The sequence below is a fragment of the Paracoccus chinensis genome, assembly GCF_900102885.1.
In the GTDB taxonomy this organism is placed as follows: domain Bacteria; phylum Pseudomonadota; class Alphaproteobacteria; order Rhodobacterales; family Rhodobacteraceae; genus Paracoccus; species Paracoccus chinensis.
Window position 1 is genome coordinate 70504 of the sequence record NZ_FNGE01000010.1, and the last position, 17462, is coordinate 87965.

At 63.9% G+C, this 17462-nt stretch carries 14 protein-coding genes and 2 pseudogenes; 5 read left to right on the forward strand and 11 right to left on the reverse strand.

The annotated features are described in order from the left end of the window. A complete protein-coding gene (locus BLQ03_RS11640) occupies nucleotides 1-1980 on the forward strand; it encodes an acyltransferase family protein (RefSeq protein ID WP_090756254.1) in 1980 nt (659 codons plus the stop codon). Between the two features lie 327 nt (nucleotides 1981-2307). After that, entirely contained in the window at nucleotides 2308-3612 is a 1305-nt protein-coding gene (locus BLQ03_RS11645; RefSeq protein WP_090756257.1) for an NCS2 family permease, read from the forward strand. A 104-nt stretch (nucleotides 3613-3716) separates the two neighbouring features. Here BLQ03_RS11645 and BLQ03_RS11650 read toward each other — a convergent pair whose 3' ends face one another. The 7 genes and pseudogenes from BLQ03_RS11650 to BLQ03_RS11675 all read right to left on the reverse strand — a co-directional run bounded on the left by BLQ03_RS11650 (nucleotide 3717) and on the right by BLQ03_RS11675 (nucleotide 9792). Further along, on the reverse strand, nucleotides 3717-3977 hold the full coding sequence (locus BLQ03_RS11650; RefSeq protein ID WP_090756260.1) for a hypothetical protein: 261 nt from the start codon (nucleotides 3975-3977) through the stop codon (nucleotides 3717-3719). A gap of 14 nt (nucleotides 3978-3991) precedes the next feature. Continuing rightward, the gene (locus BLQ03_RS11655) at nucleotides 3992-4591 is read right to left on the reverse strand and encodes an ABC transporter permease (protein ID WP_217629715.1); all 600 of its coding nucleotides are present in this window, start codon (nucleotides 4589-4591) and stop codon (nucleotides 3992-3994) included. Nucleotides 4592-4627: 36 nt separating this feature from the next. After that, the gene (locus BLQ03_RS18615; protein ID WP_217629716.1) at nucleotides 4628-4810 is read right to left on the reverse strand and encodes a hypothetical protein; all 183 of its coding nucleotides are present in this window, start codon (nucleotides 4808-4810) and stop codon (nucleotides 4628-4630) included. Next, the gene (locus tag BLQ03_RS18620) at nucleotides 4803-5108 is read right to left on the reverse strand and encodes a P-loop NTPase family protein (protein WP_217629717.1); all 306 of its coding nucleotides are present in this window, start codon (nucleotides 5106-5108) and stop codon (nucleotides 4803-4805) included. Before BLQ03_RS18620 ends, BLQ03_RS18615 begins: the two co-directional genes overlap by 8 nt. A 559-nt stretch (nucleotides 5109-5667) precedes the next feature. Next, nucleotides 5668-6551: pseudogene (locus BLQ03_RS11665) on the reverse strand (IS5 family transposase). A gap of 61 nt (nucleotides 6552-6612) precedes the next feature. Beyond that, nucleotides 6613-7929 (reverse strand): hypothetical protein, encoded by a 1317-nt coding sequence (locus BLQ03_RS11670; protein WP_090756263.1) that lies wholly within the window; start codon nucleotides 7927-7929, stop codon nucleotides 6613-6615. A 9-nt stretch (nucleotides 7930-7938) separates the two neighbouring features. Further along, nucleotides 7939-9792 carry a S8 family peptidase gene (locus BLQ03_RS11675; RefSeq protein WP_217629718.1) on the reverse strand — a complete coding sequence of 618 codons (1854 nt, stop codon included), beginning with the start codon at nucleotides 9790-9792 and terminating at the stop codon, nucleotides 7939-7941. A 199-nt stretch (nucleotides 9793-9991) separates the two neighbouring features. On the opposite strand from BLQ03_RS11675, the gene BLQ03_RS11680 reads away from it, so the two are divergent. Then, nucleotides 9992-10702 carry an NlpC/P60 family protein gene (locus BLQ03_RS11680; protein WP_090756265.1) on the forward strand — a complete coding sequence of 237 codons (711 nt, stop codon included), beginning with the start codon at nucleotides 9992-9994 and terminating at the stop codon, nucleotides 10700-10702. Nucleotides 10703-10911: 209 nt separating this feature from the next. Beyond that, a complete protein-coding gene (locus BLQ03_RS11685; RefSeq protein WP_090756274.1) occupies nucleotides 10912-11904 on the forward strand; it encodes a hypothetical protein in 993 nt (330 codons plus the stop codon). 49 nt (nucleotides 11905-11953) lie between these two features. Here the strand turns inward: BLQ03_RS11685 and BLQ03_RS11690 are convergent. From BLQ03_RS11690 to BLQ03_RS11705, 4 genes and pseudogenes are all read right to left on the reverse strand, one after another. Continuing rightward, a pseudogene (locus tag BLQ03_RS11690) lies at nucleotides 11954-12915 on the reverse strand (IS481 family transposase). A gap of 412 nt (nucleotides 12916-13327) precedes the next feature. Continuing rightward, nucleotides 13328-14131: an SDR family NAD(P)-dependent oxidoreductase gene (locus BLQ03_RS11695; RefSeq protein ID WP_090756276.1), complete on the reverse strand. Its 804-nt coding sequence runs from the start codon at nucleotides 14129-14131 to the stop codon at nucleotides 13328-13330. Beyond that, entirely contained in the window at nucleotides 14128-15642 is a 1515-nt protein-coding gene (locus BLQ03_RS11700) for a class I adenylate-forming enzyme family protein (RefSeq protein ID WP_090756278.1), read from the reverse strand. The genes BLQ03_RS11695 and BLQ03_RS11700 overlap by 4 nt, the downstream gene beginning before the upstream one ends. Next, a complete protein-coding gene (locus tag BLQ03_RS11705; protein WP_090756280.1) occupies nucleotides 15639-16790 on the reverse strand; it encodes a thiolase domain-containing protein in 1152 nt (383 codons plus the stop codon). The genes BLQ03_RS11700 and BLQ03_RS11705 overlap by 4 nt, the downstream gene beginning before the upstream one ends. A 150-nt stretch (nucleotides 16791-16940) precedes the next feature. Here BLQ03_RS11705 and BLQ03_RS11710 point away from each other — a divergent pair, with 150 nt between their 5' ends. After that, entirely contained in the window at nucleotides 16941-17435 is a 495-nt protein-coding gene (locus BLQ03_RS11710; RefSeq protein WP_342672018.1) for a PAS and helix-turn-helix domain-containing protein, read from the forward strand. The last annotated feature ends 27 nt before the right edge of the window (nucleotides 17436-17462 follow it).

Here is a 17462-nt window from a genome sequence, read left to right on the forward strand (position 1 = left end):
ATGAATTACCGACCGGAAGTTGACGGCCTGCGGGCCGTTGCCGTTGTGCCAGTTATTCTTTTTCACGCGAAAGTTGCCGGATTCAGCGGTGGTTTCGTCGGGGTCGATGTCTTCTTCGTCATCAGCGGATACCTGATCTCGGGCATCATTCTTGCCGATCTGGAGGCCGGCCGGTTCAGCATCCTGCGCTTCTACGAACGACGCGCCCGCCGCATTCTTCCCGCCCTTTTCCTGACCCTGTTTGCCTGCACGATCGCGGCATGGTTCTGGTTTCTTCCACGCGACCTTGCCGATTTCTCGCAAAGCGTCGCTGCCACCACTCTTTTCCTGTCGAACATTCTGTTCCTTCAGGAGGCCGGTTACTTCGACGTCGAATCCGAACTGAAGCCGCTTCTGCACACCTGGAGCCTGGCAATCGAGGAACAGTATTACATCCTGTTCCCGCCGGTCGTGGCGCTGATCTGGCATCGTGCGCGAAGTCTTCTTCCCTCTGCGATCGTTCTGATGCTGCTGGCCAGCTTCTTCGCCTCCGTCTGGCTGACGCGGACCGCCCCGCAAAGCGCCTATTTCCTTCTGACGACCCGAGGATGGGAACTGCTGATGGGTGTGGTGGCGATGCTGATCCTGCGCCGGCAAGCACCCCATGCTTCGGTCGGCCGCCTCCATGACGCTCTGGCCTTCGTGGGTCTCGGCCTGGTGCTGTGGTCCGTTGCCGCCTTCGATCACCGGACGCAGTTTCCCGGCCCCTTCGCGCTGGTGCCGACGCTGGGAACGGTGCTGGTCCTTCTCTGCGCACGGCCCGGCACATGGATGCAGCGGGTCCTGTCCTGGCCCCTTCTGGTCCTGATCGGGCTGGTCAGCTACAGCGCCTATCTGTTCCACCAGCCGATGCTGGCCTTCCTGCGCTACATGATCCCGGCCGAGCCTGCGCTGGCCGTCAGGCTCGCCCTTGTCCTTGCGGTGTTCCCGCTTGCCTGGCTAAGCTGGAAATATGTCGAGATGCCCTTTCGCGCCGGACAGGGCGTCTCGCGCAGGGCGGTCTTCACGGGGGCGACTGCCGGCATCCTGGGCTTTGTCGCCTTGGGCGCAGTCGGCCACCATCGCGACGGCTATGTGCGCTTCGACCTGTCCCCTGAGGCGATTGCGACATTGCGCTCGCTCGAGCGCAGCGGGCTTGAGGAATGCCGCGACCTGACGGACTGCCTGAGCCCGCCCCTGCGGCCCGAGGACGTGCTGCTGATCGGCGATTCCAATGCCTTCCACTTTTCCGCCCCGCTGGCCGAAGCGCTTGCCGATCAGGGACGGCGGCTTGTCAGCCTGACCCGCGGCGGCTGCTTTCCGTCCGACCGTACAATCCGCGTGAACCGCTCGGCCGAGTTCAATGCGGAATGCCGGGCCTATTACGCCCAGCTTTTCGACTATCTGCGCGGCGACCTGCAGAAGCCCCGGACCGTTCTGCTTTCGGCCGCCTGGGCGGCCTATTACTATGGCAGCGACTATTTCGCCCAGAACACGGCCCAGCAGACGCCCTTCGCGAATGCGCGCGTGACCCTGCTCGATTCCCCTCCAAGGCCGGAAAGCGAGCGCCGCGCCGAGATCACCCGTGAAATCCTTTCCCTGCTGGGTCTGTTGTCGGAACGCTTCGAGCACGTCTGTGTCGTCGGTCCGCTGCCGTTCCTTACCAACAACTTCCGCGGAGGCATCCCTGCCGTGCTGGCTGGAATTCAGGGTGTGTCCCGCGACGATTTCCTGAATGAAACCGACGAGCTGCTCGCCAGCTTTGCGGCGGACACCCTGCCCTCTCGGGTCCGGGTGCTCTATCCACATGAACAGATTTGCAGTTCCGGCGTCTGCGATGTCCAGCTGGAAGGTCGCTATCTCTACTCCGACATCGTTCACGTCAGCGATTTCGGCGCAAGAACAGTGTTCGCAGATATTTTCGACGGGAACCCTGATTGTCTCGGCTCGGGCGGAGAATAGGGCGAGAACTCACTGACCTTGCGCTTGGTGGCTGGTTCAGGTTCCGCAAGGCGACTGGCCTGTGAGCAACCTCTCCTGGGTGACAGAGGCGCAGATGGCGCGGCTTGATCCTCTTGTCCCGTGACCATTGCAAGCCGCAGGCTGATGACCAGCCTGTGCTGAACAGCATCCTCTCGGGCCCGTACCGTCGGGGCGGCGCGCGGCTGTCATCCCCTCGGCTTTCCCTCCAATCGCTTGAAGCTGTTGCAACGGATGGCGAATAGTCGGCAGCACCGGACGTCCGCTAAGCAAGGTGCTCGCGAGCCTGCGCGGGGAGGAAAAATAATCATGATCGAACGCATCTTCAATGTGCGGGAGCGGGGAAGCAGCGTCAGGGTCGAGCTCGTCGCCGGACTGACCACGTTCCTGACAATGGCCTACATCATCTTCGTCAACCCCGACATCCTCTCCTCGACGGGGATGGACCGCGACGCGGTCTTCGTGGCGACCTGCCTTGCGGCGGCGATCGGCTCGGCCGTCATGGGTCTGTGGGCGAACTGGCCGATCGGCATGGCCCCCGGCATGGGGCTCAACGCCTTCTTCGCCTTCACGGTCGTGGGCACGCTTGGCTACAGTTGGCAGCAGGCGCTGGGCGCGGTCTTCATCTCGGGGATCATCTTCCTGCTGCTGTCGGTAACGGGCATCCGGCGCTGGCTCATCGCAGGCATTCCGCAGTCGATGCGCAGCGCCATCGCGGCCGGGATCGGCATGTTCCTTGCGCTGATCGCGCTGAAGAACTCGGGCATCGTGGTGGCCAATCCGGCGACCTTCATCGCCCTGGGCGACCTGACGGCCAGCGGGCCGCTGCTGACCATCGCCGGCTTCTTCATCATCGCGGCATTGGACGCGCTGCGGGTGCCGGGGGCGATCCTGATCGGTATCCTGGCCGTTACCGCCGCCTCGATCCTGCTGGGCGTGAGCAGCTTCGCGGGCATCGTCTCGGCGCCGCCCTCGGTCGCGCCGACCTTCATGCAGCTTGACGTATGGGGGGCGCTCGGAACGGGCATCGTCCATGTCGTGCTGGTCATGGTCCTCGTCGAGGTCTTCGACGCCACCGGCACGCTGATCGGGGTGGCCAAGCGGGCCGGCCTGCTGGTCCAGGGCCCGACCCACACCAACACGGGACTGAGCCGCGCGCTGATGGCGGATTCGACTGCCATCGTGGCGGGCTCGATGCTGGGCACCTCGTCCACCACCGCCTATGTCGAAAGCGCGGCGGGCGTGCAGGCGGGCGGGCGCACCGGCCTGACGGCGCTGACCGTGGCCGTGCTGTTCCTGCTGGCGACCTTCCTGGCGCCCCTGGCCGGATCGGTCCCCGCCACCGCGACCGCGCCCGCGCTGATCTATGTCGCCACGCTGATGCTGCGCGAATTCGCCGAGATCACCTGGGAGGACGTGACCGAGGCCGCGCCCGCGGTACTGACCGCCCTTGCCATGCCCTTTACCTATTCGATCGCGAACGGGCTCGCCTTCGGCTTTGTCACCTATGCAGGGTTGAAGCTGCTGACCGGACGCGCGCGCGAGGTCCATGCCGCAACATGGATCGTCGCCGCGCTGTTCGTCATGCGCTTCGTCTTCTTCCCCGAAGGCTGAGGCGTCCGACCGCCCCGCAGCCGGCAGGCGCCAACCTACGCTTGCCGTTGCGGACGACAGGGACTTCGTGCGCAGAGAGCAGGTCGCAAGGGTTTGCCGCCCTGTCAGCGCCGGGGGTCTTCATCCATTCGGGGGTCGGCGGCGGTGCGCGACAGCGCCTCGACATTGTCGCCCCGGACGCCGACCCCGCCGGCTAGGAAGATCAGGTCGAACAGGCCCCGTTCGGCCACACGCTCGAGATGCTGGTAATGGCCGAGGTTGATGCCCGCGTTGGCGGCGGCCTGCGGGTGGCGCCAAGCGGCGACATGGTGGCCGGTGGGATAAAGGAAGGCGCTTAGGTGCATCTGGCAGGGACGGGTGGGCATGGTGACGGCTCCATTCATTTCTGCATTCCCCAGCGGCGGACGGTGTGTTTCTCGATGCTGCGGAACAGGACGATTTCGGCGACCAAGCCGATCAGGATGACGACGGCCAGTCCGGCGAAGACCTTGTCGGTGTAAAGGTCGTTGCGGCTGCGGTAGATGAACCAGCCCAAGTCACCCGAGCCCGAGGTGACGCCGAAGACCAGCTCGGACGCGATCAGGGTGCGCCAGGCGAAGGCCCAGCCGATCTTAAGCCCCGAGATCAGCGAGGGCAGCGCTGCCGGGATCAGGATCTGCAGCGCGAACCCCGGCCCGCGCAGGCCGTAGTTGCGCCCAACCAGGCGCTGCGTCTCGGGTACGGCTTCGAAGCCCGACAGTGCGGCGAGCGCCAGCGGCCAGACAACGGCGTGGCAGAGCACGAAGATCAGGCTCGCCTCGTTCAGGCCGAACCACAGCATCGCAAGGGGCAGAAGCGCGATGGCCGGCAGCGGGTTCAGCATCGCGGTTAGGGTCTGCAGCGCTTCGCGGGCGAAGCTGTTGGTGGCGGCCAGGACAACCAGCAGCAGCGCCAGCGCCACGGCAATCAGGTAGCCCTTTAGCAGGACCTCGGTCGACACCCAGGCCGAGCTCAGCAGCTCGTCGTGCAGGATCGACTACCATAGCGTGACCACCACGGCGCTGAAGCGCGGCAACATGATCGGGTTGTTCTGGATGATCGCGGCGAGTTCCCAGATCGCGGCCAGCAGGACCAGCACAGCCGCGCGGCGCAGCCAGGGCGTGCCCAGCGCCGACAGCCACAGGGGGCGGCGCGCGTGAAGATGGCTCAAGTCAGACATGGTCTTCCTCTTCGCCCTGAAACAGCAGTTCGTGGGCCTCCTGCGACAGCTGCGCGAAGGAGGGTTGGCCCAGGACCGTGCCCTCGGTGGTCATGGTGCGGATCGTGCGACCCGGATGCGAGGACAGCGGGTGCAGGCGGGTGCCGATCAGCACCGCTTCCTCGATCGAATGGGTGACGAAGATCAGCATCACCTGCGTTTCCTCAGCCACGCGCAGAAGGTCGGCCTGCAGCCGCTCGCGCGTCAGGGCGTCCAGCGCCGCGAAGGGCTCGTCCATCAGCAGGACCTCAGGCCTCATCGCCAAGGCTATTTATGTTCCAAACTGCGGGGGTTGCAGAGCATAGGGTTCCCCTGCTCTCGCCTCGCAGATAACAGCGCTCCCCGTGGTCATATCGATGCTCTTCGCAGCTGCTCATCGCACAGCCCTGCGAATCAAGCCCGCAGCGGCCAGATCACACAGGATCGGCCGGAAGGTGCTGCTGCCCTGACGCGCTGGTGGTCAAGGACTTCGGCATGTTCAACAGCCTCATGCTGGCCCGAGCGAGACCATATGCAGGAAGTTCGGCATTGTGATGCTGCTCACGACGGTGCGAGCCTTTGGCCTCTCGGGAGGCGACGAAGCTGCTTCAGGCATATGCGCACGGCCGCCGAGACGCCGCGGAACATGGTGTGGGAGGCGAGCCGAGCGGAGCGCGTTCGACAGACCGGCGGCTTTGCCAGCCTGAACCACGTCAAGTTTGCCAGAGCGACCACCCAATCCTTGAGTAGGATGGAGCATCATGAGCAGGACCACGAACACTGCATGACAAGTTCGTCTTGTCAGTTGCTCTCTTCCCAAGGTCAGGACTCGTTAGGTTTCATACCCAGAACATGATGGTTGCGGCGAGTGCGATGGCGGACAGGAAGACCTTCGGGCATCTGTCGTGATCCGAGTGGCGATACGCTGCCAGTCTTTCAGGCGGCCGAACATGATCTCGATCCGGTTGCAGCGTTTGTAGCGGCGCTTGTCATATTTTACAGGCCGTCCACGAGGCTTTCGCCCCGGGATGCAGGGGGCGATCCTCTGTCTTTCAGGGCATTTCTGAACCAGTTGGCATCGCAGCCCCGGTCTGCCAGCAACCATTCCGCCGAGGGCAAACCTTCCAGCAAGGCGGCGGCGCCAGTGTAGTCGCTGACCTGGCCTGCGCTCATGAGTTCGAGGATCAGGGATTGGTCCAGGGAACCAATCCCCCGAGAACGCGGATCGGCCGCCCGCCGGCATCCGTGACGGCATGCAGTTTGGTGTTCATGCCGCCCGTTCTCGGGAAAACGATCTCGTGGATCGTTTTCTGACCGTCGAACTCCGCCCGATCCGTCGGCCGCGCCCCCTTTTTCGACCGCAGGCTGGTCGCCGTGCGGTGCGCCTCGAGGTAGGTGGCATCAATCATGATCGTCTTCGGTTCAGGGCTCACCGCGGCCAGCCCCGCCATCATCCGCGCGAAGACGCCCATGTCGCTCCACCACTTCCAACGGTTGTAAAGCGTCTTCGCAGCACCGTATTCCTTGGGAGCGTCCCGCCATCGTAACCCGTCGCGGTTGACGAACCTTATGCCACTAGAGCCCTACGCCGATTATCGACACGCGGCCTGCCATGGCTCTTCGGGAGCGAGGCGGATCAGAAAACAGTCCAGTGAACTGTTTTCCCGCCGAGCGGCCGCAGCCGCGCCATCTTCTCGTCAGTCAGCCAGAAAAGGTTGCTCATCGATCAGTCTCCTCGCGGAGGCTGAATGACGCAGCAACAGGCAGATCAATGACTCCTGATCCTAGCCAGTAGCCGCGATGACCTGAAGGATCGCGCTTGCTACTTGGTTGCCGCCCACATCGCCGTGGTTGCTGACGTAGCTGTCGCCACGCAGGTTGTAGACCCGCCCCTGTTCAAGCCTATAAGCGTGGCCAACTTCCTTGAGGGCGCCCTGCGTCTCGTCTGTCTCGGGTGTGTGCTGCGCGCCGTTCCGGCCCATGCCGCCATAGGGATCGTTCTTGTCTCCAAGCGCTGCAGCGGCCTGCCGGGCGATCCGCGAGGCCAGCGGATAGGCAATTCCGACTGCGGTATCATTCTTGGTGTGGGTGATGATGATTGGTCCCGAGGCACGACGCTCGGCCACCAGCGCCCTGAATGCTCCGTCACTTCCGTGCCCGTCAAAGTTTTGCCCAAGTCCGTTATGAGAGAACGCGGCCTGCAACAGGCTGAGGGTCACGTCCGGCGTCCCCGGAGGCAACTCATGGGCCGCAGCGGTGACAAGCCGGCCGCCAAAGCTGTGGCCCACCAGATGCAGGCGCAGTCCGGGGTGCCGGTCCCGCAACCGTTTCAACACTGGTGCGAGGCCCAGCCGTCCCACGATACCTGCGCGGCTCTTCATCCGGTAGTATGTCGTATAATTAGCTAGCCGCCGCGCGGCGGCGCCGATACCGCCCAAGAAATCGCCAAGTCCTGTGGCGCCCCCGGCCCCTACCGCCTGTGCTCCCCCCCTTCCCGGAGGGCCGGGCGCGACCACTTGTTCGTCAAGTTCGGCGAACAGTTCTGCGGCCGGGCGCGTGAAGAAATCGTCCGAGCCGTCATCAGGATGCGCTTCGGCCGGGTCCAGCATCGATCGCAGCAGTTCCACGAACCGATCACGCGCCGCCGGCTCGTCTTTCAGCCTCGGCGCAAGCGCCTTTGCTTCGGTAACGAACGGCTCCAGTTTGTCATTCTCTTCGGTGCCGCCCAGCACCTCGGGGTCGTGGCGCATTTCGTCCAAGAGGCGGAGCAGCGCCTCGTCGTTCTCGCGCGTGGCCGTGGCGGCGCCGCCGCCAGGAATCAACTCGGCATCCGCGAACTTCTTCGACGGCCAGAAAACCCGCAGCGCTCGAAGCCGTCGGTCGCCCAATTCCGGCACATGCCCCGCCTCGATCACGCGCTCCAGACTGCGGGTCAGCCGGTCATAGAGGACGGTTGCCTCGGCCTTGTCGTTGTTCCATCCGTGGCTCAGTACCAGAAGGTCGGTGGCGTTACCCGCTGCCTCGATCGCGGCCGCAAGCTGCGCCTCGCTGAACAGACGGCCTTCGCGGGTGAACTCTATCTCGTCATGCGCGATGGTCATGGTTCCTCCTCAAACCGACTGGATGGCCCGCATCAGGTCCACGAGTCCGTGCCCTTCGAAATACCGCTCGCGGCCCAAGGGCGTCGCGCTTTCTAGGAAGATGCGCTTCACGTCCAGCGGCCGCCCGATGAATTCGCGCCGGATCGACAGGAAGGCCGCAATTGCTCCCGAGACATGGGGCGCAGCCATGCTGGTGCCGGTGTCGTCCAGGTAATGCGCGGCACCGTCCCTCGCTCCGCCCGCTGCCTCCAGCTTCTTCCCTGCGGCGCAAGAGGTGATCCGCTCTCCCGGTGCGACCAGATCGGGCTTCAGCCGTCCGTCCGTCGTTGGCCCCTTAGACGAGAAATAGGACACGCCGTAAGTGTGGGGCGCGTCGCGGTGCGTGGCGCCGACCGTAATCGCCAGATCCGCATTGCCTGGATCGTTGATGCTGTTTGATATCCCCACCTGCGCGGAGCCGGTGCTTGCCGCAGCCGAGCCGTAACCCGTGTTCCCCGCCGCCGTGACCACCACGACTCCTTCCTGCACCAGTCGGTTGACGGTCGTGCATAACGGACTCTGACCGCAGGCGAACACCTCGGGATCGAATGAATAACCCACGCTCAGGTTCACGCCGTGGACGCGCATGACCTTCGGATTATCATTGATCCTTTCTCGCAGATATTCGAGCGCTTGGATCACCTGACTGGATCGGCCCTCCCCCCTGTCGTCCAGCACGCGAAGGCTGATGAGCCGGCACAGCGGCGCCATCCCGCGCGGTTCGTGCCTGCCGGGGGCGACGGCGCCGCGGCGCGATACGGCCTGGGGGCGGAACTGCCGTTCTGTGAAAGTCGAGGTCACGGCCTTGCCGCTCTCATTTACGGTGAACTGTCGCTCGAGCAGCCGAATGGCGGCTCGCTCGGGCGCGGGCGCCTGGCCCGCGATGATGCCGGCGACATGGGTGCCGTGGCCAAAATCATCGCTCAGCGCCGCCTGCCGATGTTCCTCGATCCGGACTTCACGGATCTCAGGCGCAAGGTCTGCGTCCTCGTCGGGACTGGCCAGGGGACGGATAGGCATCCGGTCGTCTCCCGTCCCGGTGAACAGGTCGGCGAAGTTGCGGTGCAGGTCCCGCACCGCGTCGTTAAGAAGAAGATGCGACGCACGGCCCCCAGGAGTCGAGGCGTCACCGAAATGAGGATGGTTCACGTCGATACCGGAGTCGACTACGGCCCATGTGATATCTTCGCCCGCAGCGCCAAAGGAATTCAGGGCGGCATCCGCCTTGATGGTGGCGACAGAACGATCCGTATAGGCCCGCACCACGAAATCGGGCCACAGCCGGAAGATGGCACGTTCCGGAGCGAGTTTGCGCTCGTCCTCGGCCACGAGGCGACGCCATTCATCATCGAGCAGTTCGCAGCGGTAGTAGGACTTCCCGATCCGGACTGGCCAACGCTTGAAGTCGCGGGACGGAGTATCCCGTTCAGCTGGTTCCTGGACGCAGGTACGAAACAGCGCGAAAAAATCGTTCTCGGCTCCGGGCAGGCCGCCGCGGTGCTGAGCGTTCAATTCGACCACGTAGGGCCCGGGCTCGTCCGAGTCCGGTGCTGGCATCCCCCATTCCTTTCGCTTGATGGGGTCGCGCATTTCAATGGGAGCGACCGTCCGACCGAAGGCGCGGAACGGCGCTTTCGTCGCTTCGGCCGGACTACCCTGCATGGCTCGGGACTGATCCTCGTGAGATGTTGTGGCCAACCCAATCCCGGAAACTGGCGCGTCGCCGTCCCTGTCTATGAAAATATCGTCGCGGCGTGCCCTTTCGGGTTCCGGCTCTTGGCTGTCGCTGCCTTCAGACGGCTCGTCACGAGGCGTTCTGGCCATTTATGCCTCTTGGCACTGAGGATTTTTTTTGAAACATAACAGAATGCCTAGATTTTATCCAGTCCGTCATGTTGGAATCGCGACAAACTCGGCATCGGAGTTTGCAGATGCAGCATCTGATTTTCTTGACAAGACGTCGAACTTTGGCACTATCAGGTAAGTCACGCCAGCACTGCTCCACCCTTCGAGTGAGGCGACTATGGACTTCGTGGATTACGAGGCCATTCAGCGGCGACTTCATAAACTCGGCTACAATCCGGGGCCAATTGACGGGGTGCGCGGGCGCCTGACGATCAATGCGGTAAAGCTGTTCCAAGCGCAGAACGGCCTGGTGGTAGACGGTCTCGTGGGCCCCGCCACCTACGCAACGCTCTTTGGCAGTACGCCCGCTGGAAGGGTTAGTACCATCGACCAGATGCCGTGGATGCAGGAGGCGCTCCGGCTGGTCGGCCTCAAGGAGGATACCGGCCTTGGCTCGAACCCGGTGCTCATCGACATCGCGAAGGCCTTGGAGATAGATTACGCAGATGACGAGATCCCATGGTGCGGACTGTTCGTCGGCCATTGCATTGGATCCAGCCTTCCCAGCGAGGCGCTCCCCACACTTCCGCTGCTGGCGCGGGCTTGGGCACGGTTCGGCGTCTCATGCGCCCCGCAGATCGGGGCCGTACTTGTCTTCTGGCGCGGGTCGCGTAACGGTTCCAAAGGCCATGTCGGCTTCTACCACGGCGAGGACGCAACCCATTTCCATGTGCTGGGGGGGAACCAGTCCGACACCGTTAATGTGAGTCGCATCAAGCGCGACCGCTTCCTAGCGGCGCGCTGGCCGCTGACAGCGCTTGCTCCCAGTGGGCAGACCGTCCTTGCCGCCAACAATGGTCAGGTGCAGGAAACGGACAACGAAGCCTGAGGAGGCGCCCGGCCCTCTTCGGACGCCCGAGTTTCTGGTATTCGGTGCTGCTGCGGTCGCACCCGCGGCAGGTATCACGGAGAAAAACAATGGCTACAGCTTCCGACGATTCCACGCCTGCCTCAGGTCCAAGCGTTGCACCCGCTTCCGAGAGGCCTGTGCACGAAATTTCAGTCGAATCGCCGTTAGACCACGAAACTGGCGGTCAGATGGTTCCGGTTCCGGTTCCGGTAGCATGCATCGGCAAGGACCGCCAGATCAAGCTCGGAGGCACCGATGAGATGGGAAACAAGGTTGAGGACATCTTCGTTTCCACGGATCAGTTCATCATCTATAGCGCCACTCGCAACAAGAACAAATGCACCTGCTTGCGATATATTCTGCCTGATAATTACGAAACGGCGAGGGATTATCGCCGCAAGCTGACTCCTGTCGTCAATGAACTTGCGTCCGTGGGGGATGTGTTGTCCGGCATTTGCGGCACTCACTTCGGCCGGTCGCATACCTTGCTGAAAACCCGTACTCTCGATCTCATGGCGCAGGCAATGCAGATGGCGTTCGAGGATCGGCCAGAATCCGCAGCCATTCTGCTGGACCAGGCAAGGATCGAGGTGACCGGCCGCCGCGATAGTCGGAACCGGATGCGATACATCTTCGCGAACGGAGTAGCGCTGACGGTTCTTCTTCTTGCGATCTGGTTCGTGCCTTGGGGCGCCCTCGCGCTCACGGCGCTCGACAACGTGCTTACTGCCCCACAGAATTTGCCGGGCGCCTCGAATCAGTACCGGCTTGCGGATGTGCTGGCGCTCGGGGCAATTGGGGCATTCTTCTCGGTATCCGGCTCCATTCGCTCGATCAGGGTCGATCATTCGATCTCCATGGCCGAGATGATCTATGCGGGTTTTGTCCGCGTTCCGATCGGGGTGATCGGGGCAGGCATCATGGTACTGCTTATCTCGGGCGGGTGGATTCTTGGCGCAGTTGAACAGACCAGCGTCATCTGGAGCCTTTACCTGTTTGCCTTCTTAGCGGGCTTCAGTGAGATGCTGGTGCCGAACGCCCTGAAGCAAGCCGAGGCCCTCGCCCCCATCGAACGCCCAATGCTCATTGAGACAAAGGCGACCGAAAGGACCTCGGAAGCAGAGCGTACAACCCGCACTGTCCGCAGCGTGCCGCAACAGGTGCAGGGTCAATTGCCATAGAAAATCGAAGCACACTCCGGTTTTTTTTATAATGTGTCACAAGTAGGCCCTAGGTGTTCAGTCCCGGCATCTGGTGGATCGGGTTGAGGATGAATCTGTCTGGCTCTGAGGTCCAGATCTTGCAGATGTATTCGTAGGGCGTGAGGCCGCTCAGCGTCTTGAGCCTGCGGGCGAAGTTGTAGGCGGCCATAAAGTCGGCAAGGTGCGCGCGCAGCTGGTCGTGATCGTCGTAGTGGAAGCGCTTGACGGTCACTTCCTTGATCGTGCGGTTCATCCGCTCAACCTGGCCATTGGTCCACGGATGGTTCGGCTTCGTCAGCCTGTGCTCGATCCCATTGGCCTCATAGATCATGTCGAAGCGCATCTGCCTCGACCAGGCGGTGTTCCGGTTGCGCGGCTGATCAGCGAATTGGATGCCATTATCGGTCAGGATTGTGTGGATGCGATAGGGAACCGCCTCGAGAAGGTGTTCGAGAAACTCCCATGCCGTTTTCCGGTCTGCCTTGTCGACGAGCTGGGTGACCGCGAACTTGGCAGGTCGCGGTCGATAGCCACAAACAGGTAGAGCTTGCCCTCGGCCGTTTGAACCTCGGCAATGTCGATGTGAAAGAACCCGATCGGGTAGCGCTTGAAGCGCTGCCGCCTCGGCTTGTCACCTTTGATGTCAGGCAGACGCGAGATGCCATGGCGCTGCAGACACCGATGCAGCGCTGATCGTGTCAGCTGCGGGATCGAGGGCTGCAGAGCGTAAAGGCAGTCGTCCAGCGGCAGGAGCGTGTGACGCCGGAACGCGACAATCACCGCTTCTTCCGCCTCAGACAGGACTGTTGAGCGCGACTCCTTCGGCCCCGTTTTCAGGTCCTCGACCGTCGCCCGCTTGCGCCACTTCGCCACCGTCTTGGGGTTGATCCCCAGTTCCCGGCTCAGCGTTGCGAGCGAAGCTTGCGATCGTTGTATTGCAGCTCGGACGGCGTGCGTGGTCGTGGCGCACCCGTGACGAACCTGTCCCATAGTGCCTCCTTCCATTCATGCGAAAGGATCACACCATCAAACCGTGGGACCAAACACCTAAGACGAACGACTGCTTCAGTGTCCTCCGGCATCTTCTTCGCCGCACCCCCGCAAGGCTGCTCCCCGCCCTTTGCTGTCAGTCTTGCACGGCATATAGCGGGCCTCTAGATGACCCTGATGGGATGAGCATCGGCGTTCAGCTCTCTGTAAGAGATCTGGAAGAGTTGGACGCTAGCCGCTGCGCCTAACCCGGATCATCGACGACAGTTCGACTTCTGTTCCACTTGCATATAATCAGCACCAAAGATGATCAGCGCCGAACGGGTGATCGGTGTCGGCTCCGGGATCAAGCAGCCGCCGAGGCATTGTTGCGCGATCTTGAAGCGGAGGCTCTCGTGCAAGGATTCTCGCCTTACTGCGCGGTCCAGCCTCCATCTACGGGGATTGCCGCGCCTGTCAGGTTGTGGGCGATAGGGTGGCACAGCCAGAGCGCCAGGGCGCCGAGTTCCGCCGGGTCCGAGGTGCGGCGCGAAGGCTGCTTTTCCGACAGCAGGTCCGCGATGCCTGCGGCCCGGTCGCCCTTGTGGGCTGCGGCACGGGCGGCGATCTGGGGCTCGATGTTCGCGGTTTCGGTCCAGCCGGGACAGATGCAGTTGACGGTTACGCCACCCGTCTCGCGGCTGCCGGCGGCGGCGTATTCAAGGGCGGCGACGCGCGACATGCCGACAAGGCCGAACTTCGATGCGACATAGGGAGCCTTCTGGACCGAGGCGACCAGCCCGTGAACCGAGGCGATGTTGATCACCCGCCCGTAGCCGCGTTCCGCCATCGCCGGCAAGGCCGCCTGCATCGTCACGAAGGCTGCGGTCAGGTTGATGTTCAGGATGCGCTGGAACGTGGCCAGCGGCATGTCCGCCAAGGATGCCGTGTGCTGGATGCCCGCGTTATTCACGAGGATGTCGATGTCGCGCCAGGCCGCAGCTTCCCGAACCAGCGCACCCGCCCCTTCAGGGTCCGACAGGTCGTGGTCGAAGAACCTCGCTTCGGGGGCGCCTGCCGCGCGCAGCGCTTCGCAGGGCGCCTCAGCTTGCGAGGCGTCGGCCAGCCCGTGCACGGCGATGGCGGCGCCCGCACCGGCCAACGCGCGGGCAATCTCGAGCCCAATCCCCTGAACCGATCCGGTGACCAGCGCGGCTTTCCCTGTCAGGTCGGTCATCCCTCGTCCTCCAGCATCCGGCGCAGCTCGGTCTTGAGAATCTTGCCGTAGTTGTTCTTGGGCAGGTCCGCGACGAAGCGGTATTCCTTGGGCCGCTTGAAGCGGGCAATTTCCGCAAGGCACAGCGCGTCCAGCGCCGCCTTGTCCACCGTTGCGTCGGGGTAGAGGCTGACGAAGGCAATCACGTCCTCGCCCCATTCCGGCGACGGGCGGCCGACGACCGCGCATTCGCGCACCTCGGGATGGGTCAGCAGCACGTCCTCGATCTCGCGCGGGTAGATGTTGGTGCCGCCCGAGATGATCACGTCCTTCGACCTGTCGTGCAGCGTCAAATATCCGTCCGCGTCCAGGCTGCCCATGTCGCCCGTCATCAGCCAGCCGCTCCTCAACGTCTTTTCCGTCGCTTCGGGGTTTCGCCAGTAGCCCGGCATGACGAGGGCACCACGGACCATGATCTCGCCGGTCTCTCCCGCAGGCAGCGGGTTGCCGTCAGCGTCACCGATGGCGATCTCGACTGCCGACTGCGCGCGCCCCACCGATCCGAGCCGCTTGCGCCAGCGCGCATGGCTGCGGTCCGCGACCTCGTTCCGCGGCAGGGCCGAGATCGCCATCGGGCATTCGCCTTGGCCGTAGATCTGTACGAAACGGGAACCTAGCAGGGCCACCGCGTCCTCGATATCGGCGCGGTACATCGGCCCGCCGCCGTAGACGATGGTCCTGATGCCGTCGCCATCCGATCCCTGCCGCCGGGCCTCGTCGGTCAGCCGGCGCACCATCGTCGGCGCCATGAACATCGACAGCGGACCTTGCGTCCGCGCGGTTTCCAGCACTTCGGCGGCATCGAAGCCTGCCGAGTCCGGGCAGATGTGGCGCGCGCCCATGCGGACGTGGATGAGTGCGTAGAACCCGGCGCCGTGGCTCATCGGCGCCGCATAGAAGGCTGCGTCCTCGGGTGTCACGGCGTCCACGTCCAGCGGGTAGCAGAGAGACATGGTCGCCAGCATCCCATGGGTGATCTGGACCCCCTTGGGCCGCCCGGTGGTGCCCGAGGTATAGAACAGCCATGCCAGATCGTCGGGCCCCCGCGAGACAGGGGCCGCGCCGCTGCCCTGTGTCATTGCGACGAAATCCCCTGATCCCACGTCGATCGTCTTGACCGCGGAAGCTGCAGCCAGCCCTGCGCCGGGATCCTCGGTGACAAAGGCCAGCCGCGCCTCGCTGTTCTCGATGATCCAGGCTGCTTCCTTGCCGTGCAGCTTGGCATTGATCGGCACCGCGACGGCGCCCGCGTACCAGATGCCGTAAAGCACGATCAGGTATTCCGGGCGATTCTTCATGAAGATCGCTACCCGGTCGCCCGGCCCGACGCCCCGCTGCGCCAGCGCGCTGGCCAGTGCCGCCGCCCTGTCGCGGAAGCCGGCGTAATCGGCCATCTGCCGCGCGCCCTGAAACAGCGCCGGGGAGTGGCCTCGCTCCAAGGCAGTCCGCTCCAGCCATTGCGCGATGTTCATGCCGCGCCCTCCAGCACCGAGGCGTAGTTCGCCACCGCCGCGCCGCCCATGTTGAAGATCAGACCGCGGCGGGCGCCCGTCAGCTGCATCTCTCCGGCGCGGCCCATAAGCTGCCGCGCGGCGAGGACGTGCATGGACACTCCGGTCGCGCCGACCGGGTGGCCCTTGGCCTTCAGCCCGCCCGACAGGTTCACGGGCAATGCGCCGCCGCGCATCACGGTGCCATCCTCAAGGCAGCGCGCGCCCTGTCCCGGCTCGGCCAGCCCCATCGCCTCGTAGATCATCAGCTCGGCGATGGTGAAGCAGTCGTGGACCTCGGCGAAGTCGATGCCGTCCAGCCCGGTGCCGCAGGCGGCCAACGCCGCAGCGATTGCCCGGCGCGGGCCTTCCATCACCGATAGGTCGCGGCGCGACATGGGCAGGATGTCGCTGACCTGCTCCATGGCAGCGATCCGCACTGCCTCCCTGCCCTTCGCCAGGTCGTCGGCCACCAGCACCAGCGCCGCCGCGCCATCCGATACCAGCGAGCAGTCGCTGACCTTCAGCGGGGCGGCGATCATCGGGTTCTTGTCCGAGACTTCACGGCAGAACTCGACCGGAAGCGGCTTGTGCATCTGCGCCAGCGGATTCGCCATCGCGTTGGCGTGGTTCTTTGCCGCAATCTGCGCCATCGCCTCGGTCGGGTCGCCAAAGCGGTCGGCATAGGCGCTGGCGAAACGGGCGAAGATCGCGGGAAAGCTCTGGCCTGCCTCTTCGGGCTGGTAGGCCGCGCGGCCCAGGCAGGCGGCGGCCCCAGAGGTCGGCAGATGCGTCATCTTCTCGGCCCCGATCACCAGCGCTGCCCGCACCCGCCCCGCGTTGATCGCGTCCATCGCCCCGCGGATCGCGGCTGCCCCCGAGGCACAGGCGTTCTCGACCCGCGTCGCCGGGGTCCAGCGCAGGTCCGGATGCGCGGCCATCGCCAGCGACGAGGCAAACCCGTCATCGACCATCCCGGCGTTGAAATGCCCCAGCCAAATGCCGCCGATTTCCGCAGGAGCAATGCCGCTTTCGTCCAGCGCCTCGCGTGCGACCGTGACGATCAGGTCCTCGAAGCTTTCGGGCAGCCGCCCGAAGCGGCTGTGGCCGGTGCCGATGATGCTGACCATGAATGTCCTCCCTTTCGGGCATCATGCCGGGGAGAAACGCACCAAGCCATTCCGTAAAACTACGCATCCCTTGCGGCCCATGTCGGCGCGCGCATGATGAGGCATGGACTTCGCGACGCTTGCCATCGAATACGCGCCCCTCGGGATTACGTGACCGAGCACCGCGTTATCCGCGCCTGCAATCCCGCCTTCGCCGCCATGTTCGGGGGTGAGGCCGAGCGGTTCAGGAACATGGAACTGTCGCATCTTTATCCCAGCATCGAGGAATACGAGGCCATTGGCCAAGCGGGCCTGCAAAGGATGCGCGCCACGCCCGTCTACCATGACGAGCGCATCATGCGGCGGCTGGACGGCCGGCTGTTCTGGTGCCGCGTGCAGGGCCGGTCGCTGAAACCGGATGAGCCCTTTGCCCTTGCCGTCTGGACCTTCGCCGATCTCTCGGCCGAGCGCCCGGTTCTGGACCTCACCAGGCGCGAGCGCGATGTCGCGATCCGCACCTGTCAGGGCCGCACTGCCAAGGAAATCGCCCGCGATCTCGACCTTTCTCCGCGCACCGTGGAGCAGTATCGCGCACGGCTGTTCCAGAAAACGGGCGCCCGCAACAAGGCCGAACTGGTGGCGGTCCTTACCGGTGTTCCCTTCTGAACATCATGCTTTCCACTTGGAAACAAT

What these genes read in the sequence shown, in the direction of transcription:
- BLQ03_RS11645 (WP_090756257.1), top strand. Translation starts at nt 2,308, where the DNA reads ATGATCGAACGCATCTTCAATGTGCGGGAGCGGGGAAGCAGCGTCAGG.
- BLQ03_RS11685 (WP_090756274.1), top strand. Translation starts at nt 10,912, where the DNA reads ATGGTTCCGGTTCCGGTTCCGGTAGCATGCATCGGCAAGGACCGCCAG.
- BLQ03_RS11650 (WP_090756260.1), bottom strand. Translation starts at nt 3,977, where the DNA reads ATGCCCACCCGTCCCTGCCAGATGCACCTAAGCGCCTTCCTTTATCCC.
- BLQ03_RS11680 (WP_090756265.1), top strand. Translation starts at nt 9,992, where the DNA reads ATGGACTTCGTGGATTACGAGGCCATTCAGCGGCGACTTCATAAACTC.
- BLQ03_RS11695 (WP_090756276.1), bottom strand. Translation starts at nt 14,131, where the DNA reads ATGACCGACCTGACAGGGAAAGCCGCGCTGGTCACCGGATCGGTTCAG.
- BLQ03_RS11670 (WP_090756263.1), bottom strand. Translation starts at nt 7,929, where the DNA reads ATGACCATCGCGCATGACGAGATAGAGTTCACCCGCGAAGGCCGTCTG.
- BLQ03_RS11700 (WP_090756278.1), bottom strand. Translation starts at nt 15,642, where the DNA reads ATGAACATCGCGCAATGGCTGGAGCGGACTGCCTTGGAGCGAGGCCAC.
- BLQ03_RS11705 (WP_090756280.1), bottom strand. Translation starts at nt 16,790, where the DNA reads ATGGTCAGCATCATCGGCACCGGCCACAGCCGCTTCGGGCGGCTGCCC.
- BLQ03_RS11640 (WP_090756254.1), top strand. Translation starts at nt 1, where the DNA reads ATGAATTACCGACCGGAAGTTGACGGCCTGCGGGCCGTTGCCGTTGTG.
- BLQ03_RS18615 (WP_217629716.1), bottom strand. Translation starts at nt 4,810, where the DNA reads ATGTCTGACTTGAGCCATCTTCACGCGCGCCGCCCCCTGTGGCTGTCG.
- BLQ03_RS18620 (WP_217629717.1), bottom strand. Translation starts at nt 5,108, where the DNA reads ATGAGGCCTGAGGTCCTGCTGATGGACGAGCCCTTCGCGGCGCTGGAC.
- BLQ03_RS11675 (WP_217629718.1), bottom strand. Translation starts at nt 9,792, where the DNA reads ATGGCCAGAACGCCTCGTGACGAGCCGTCTGAAGGCAGCGACAGCCAA.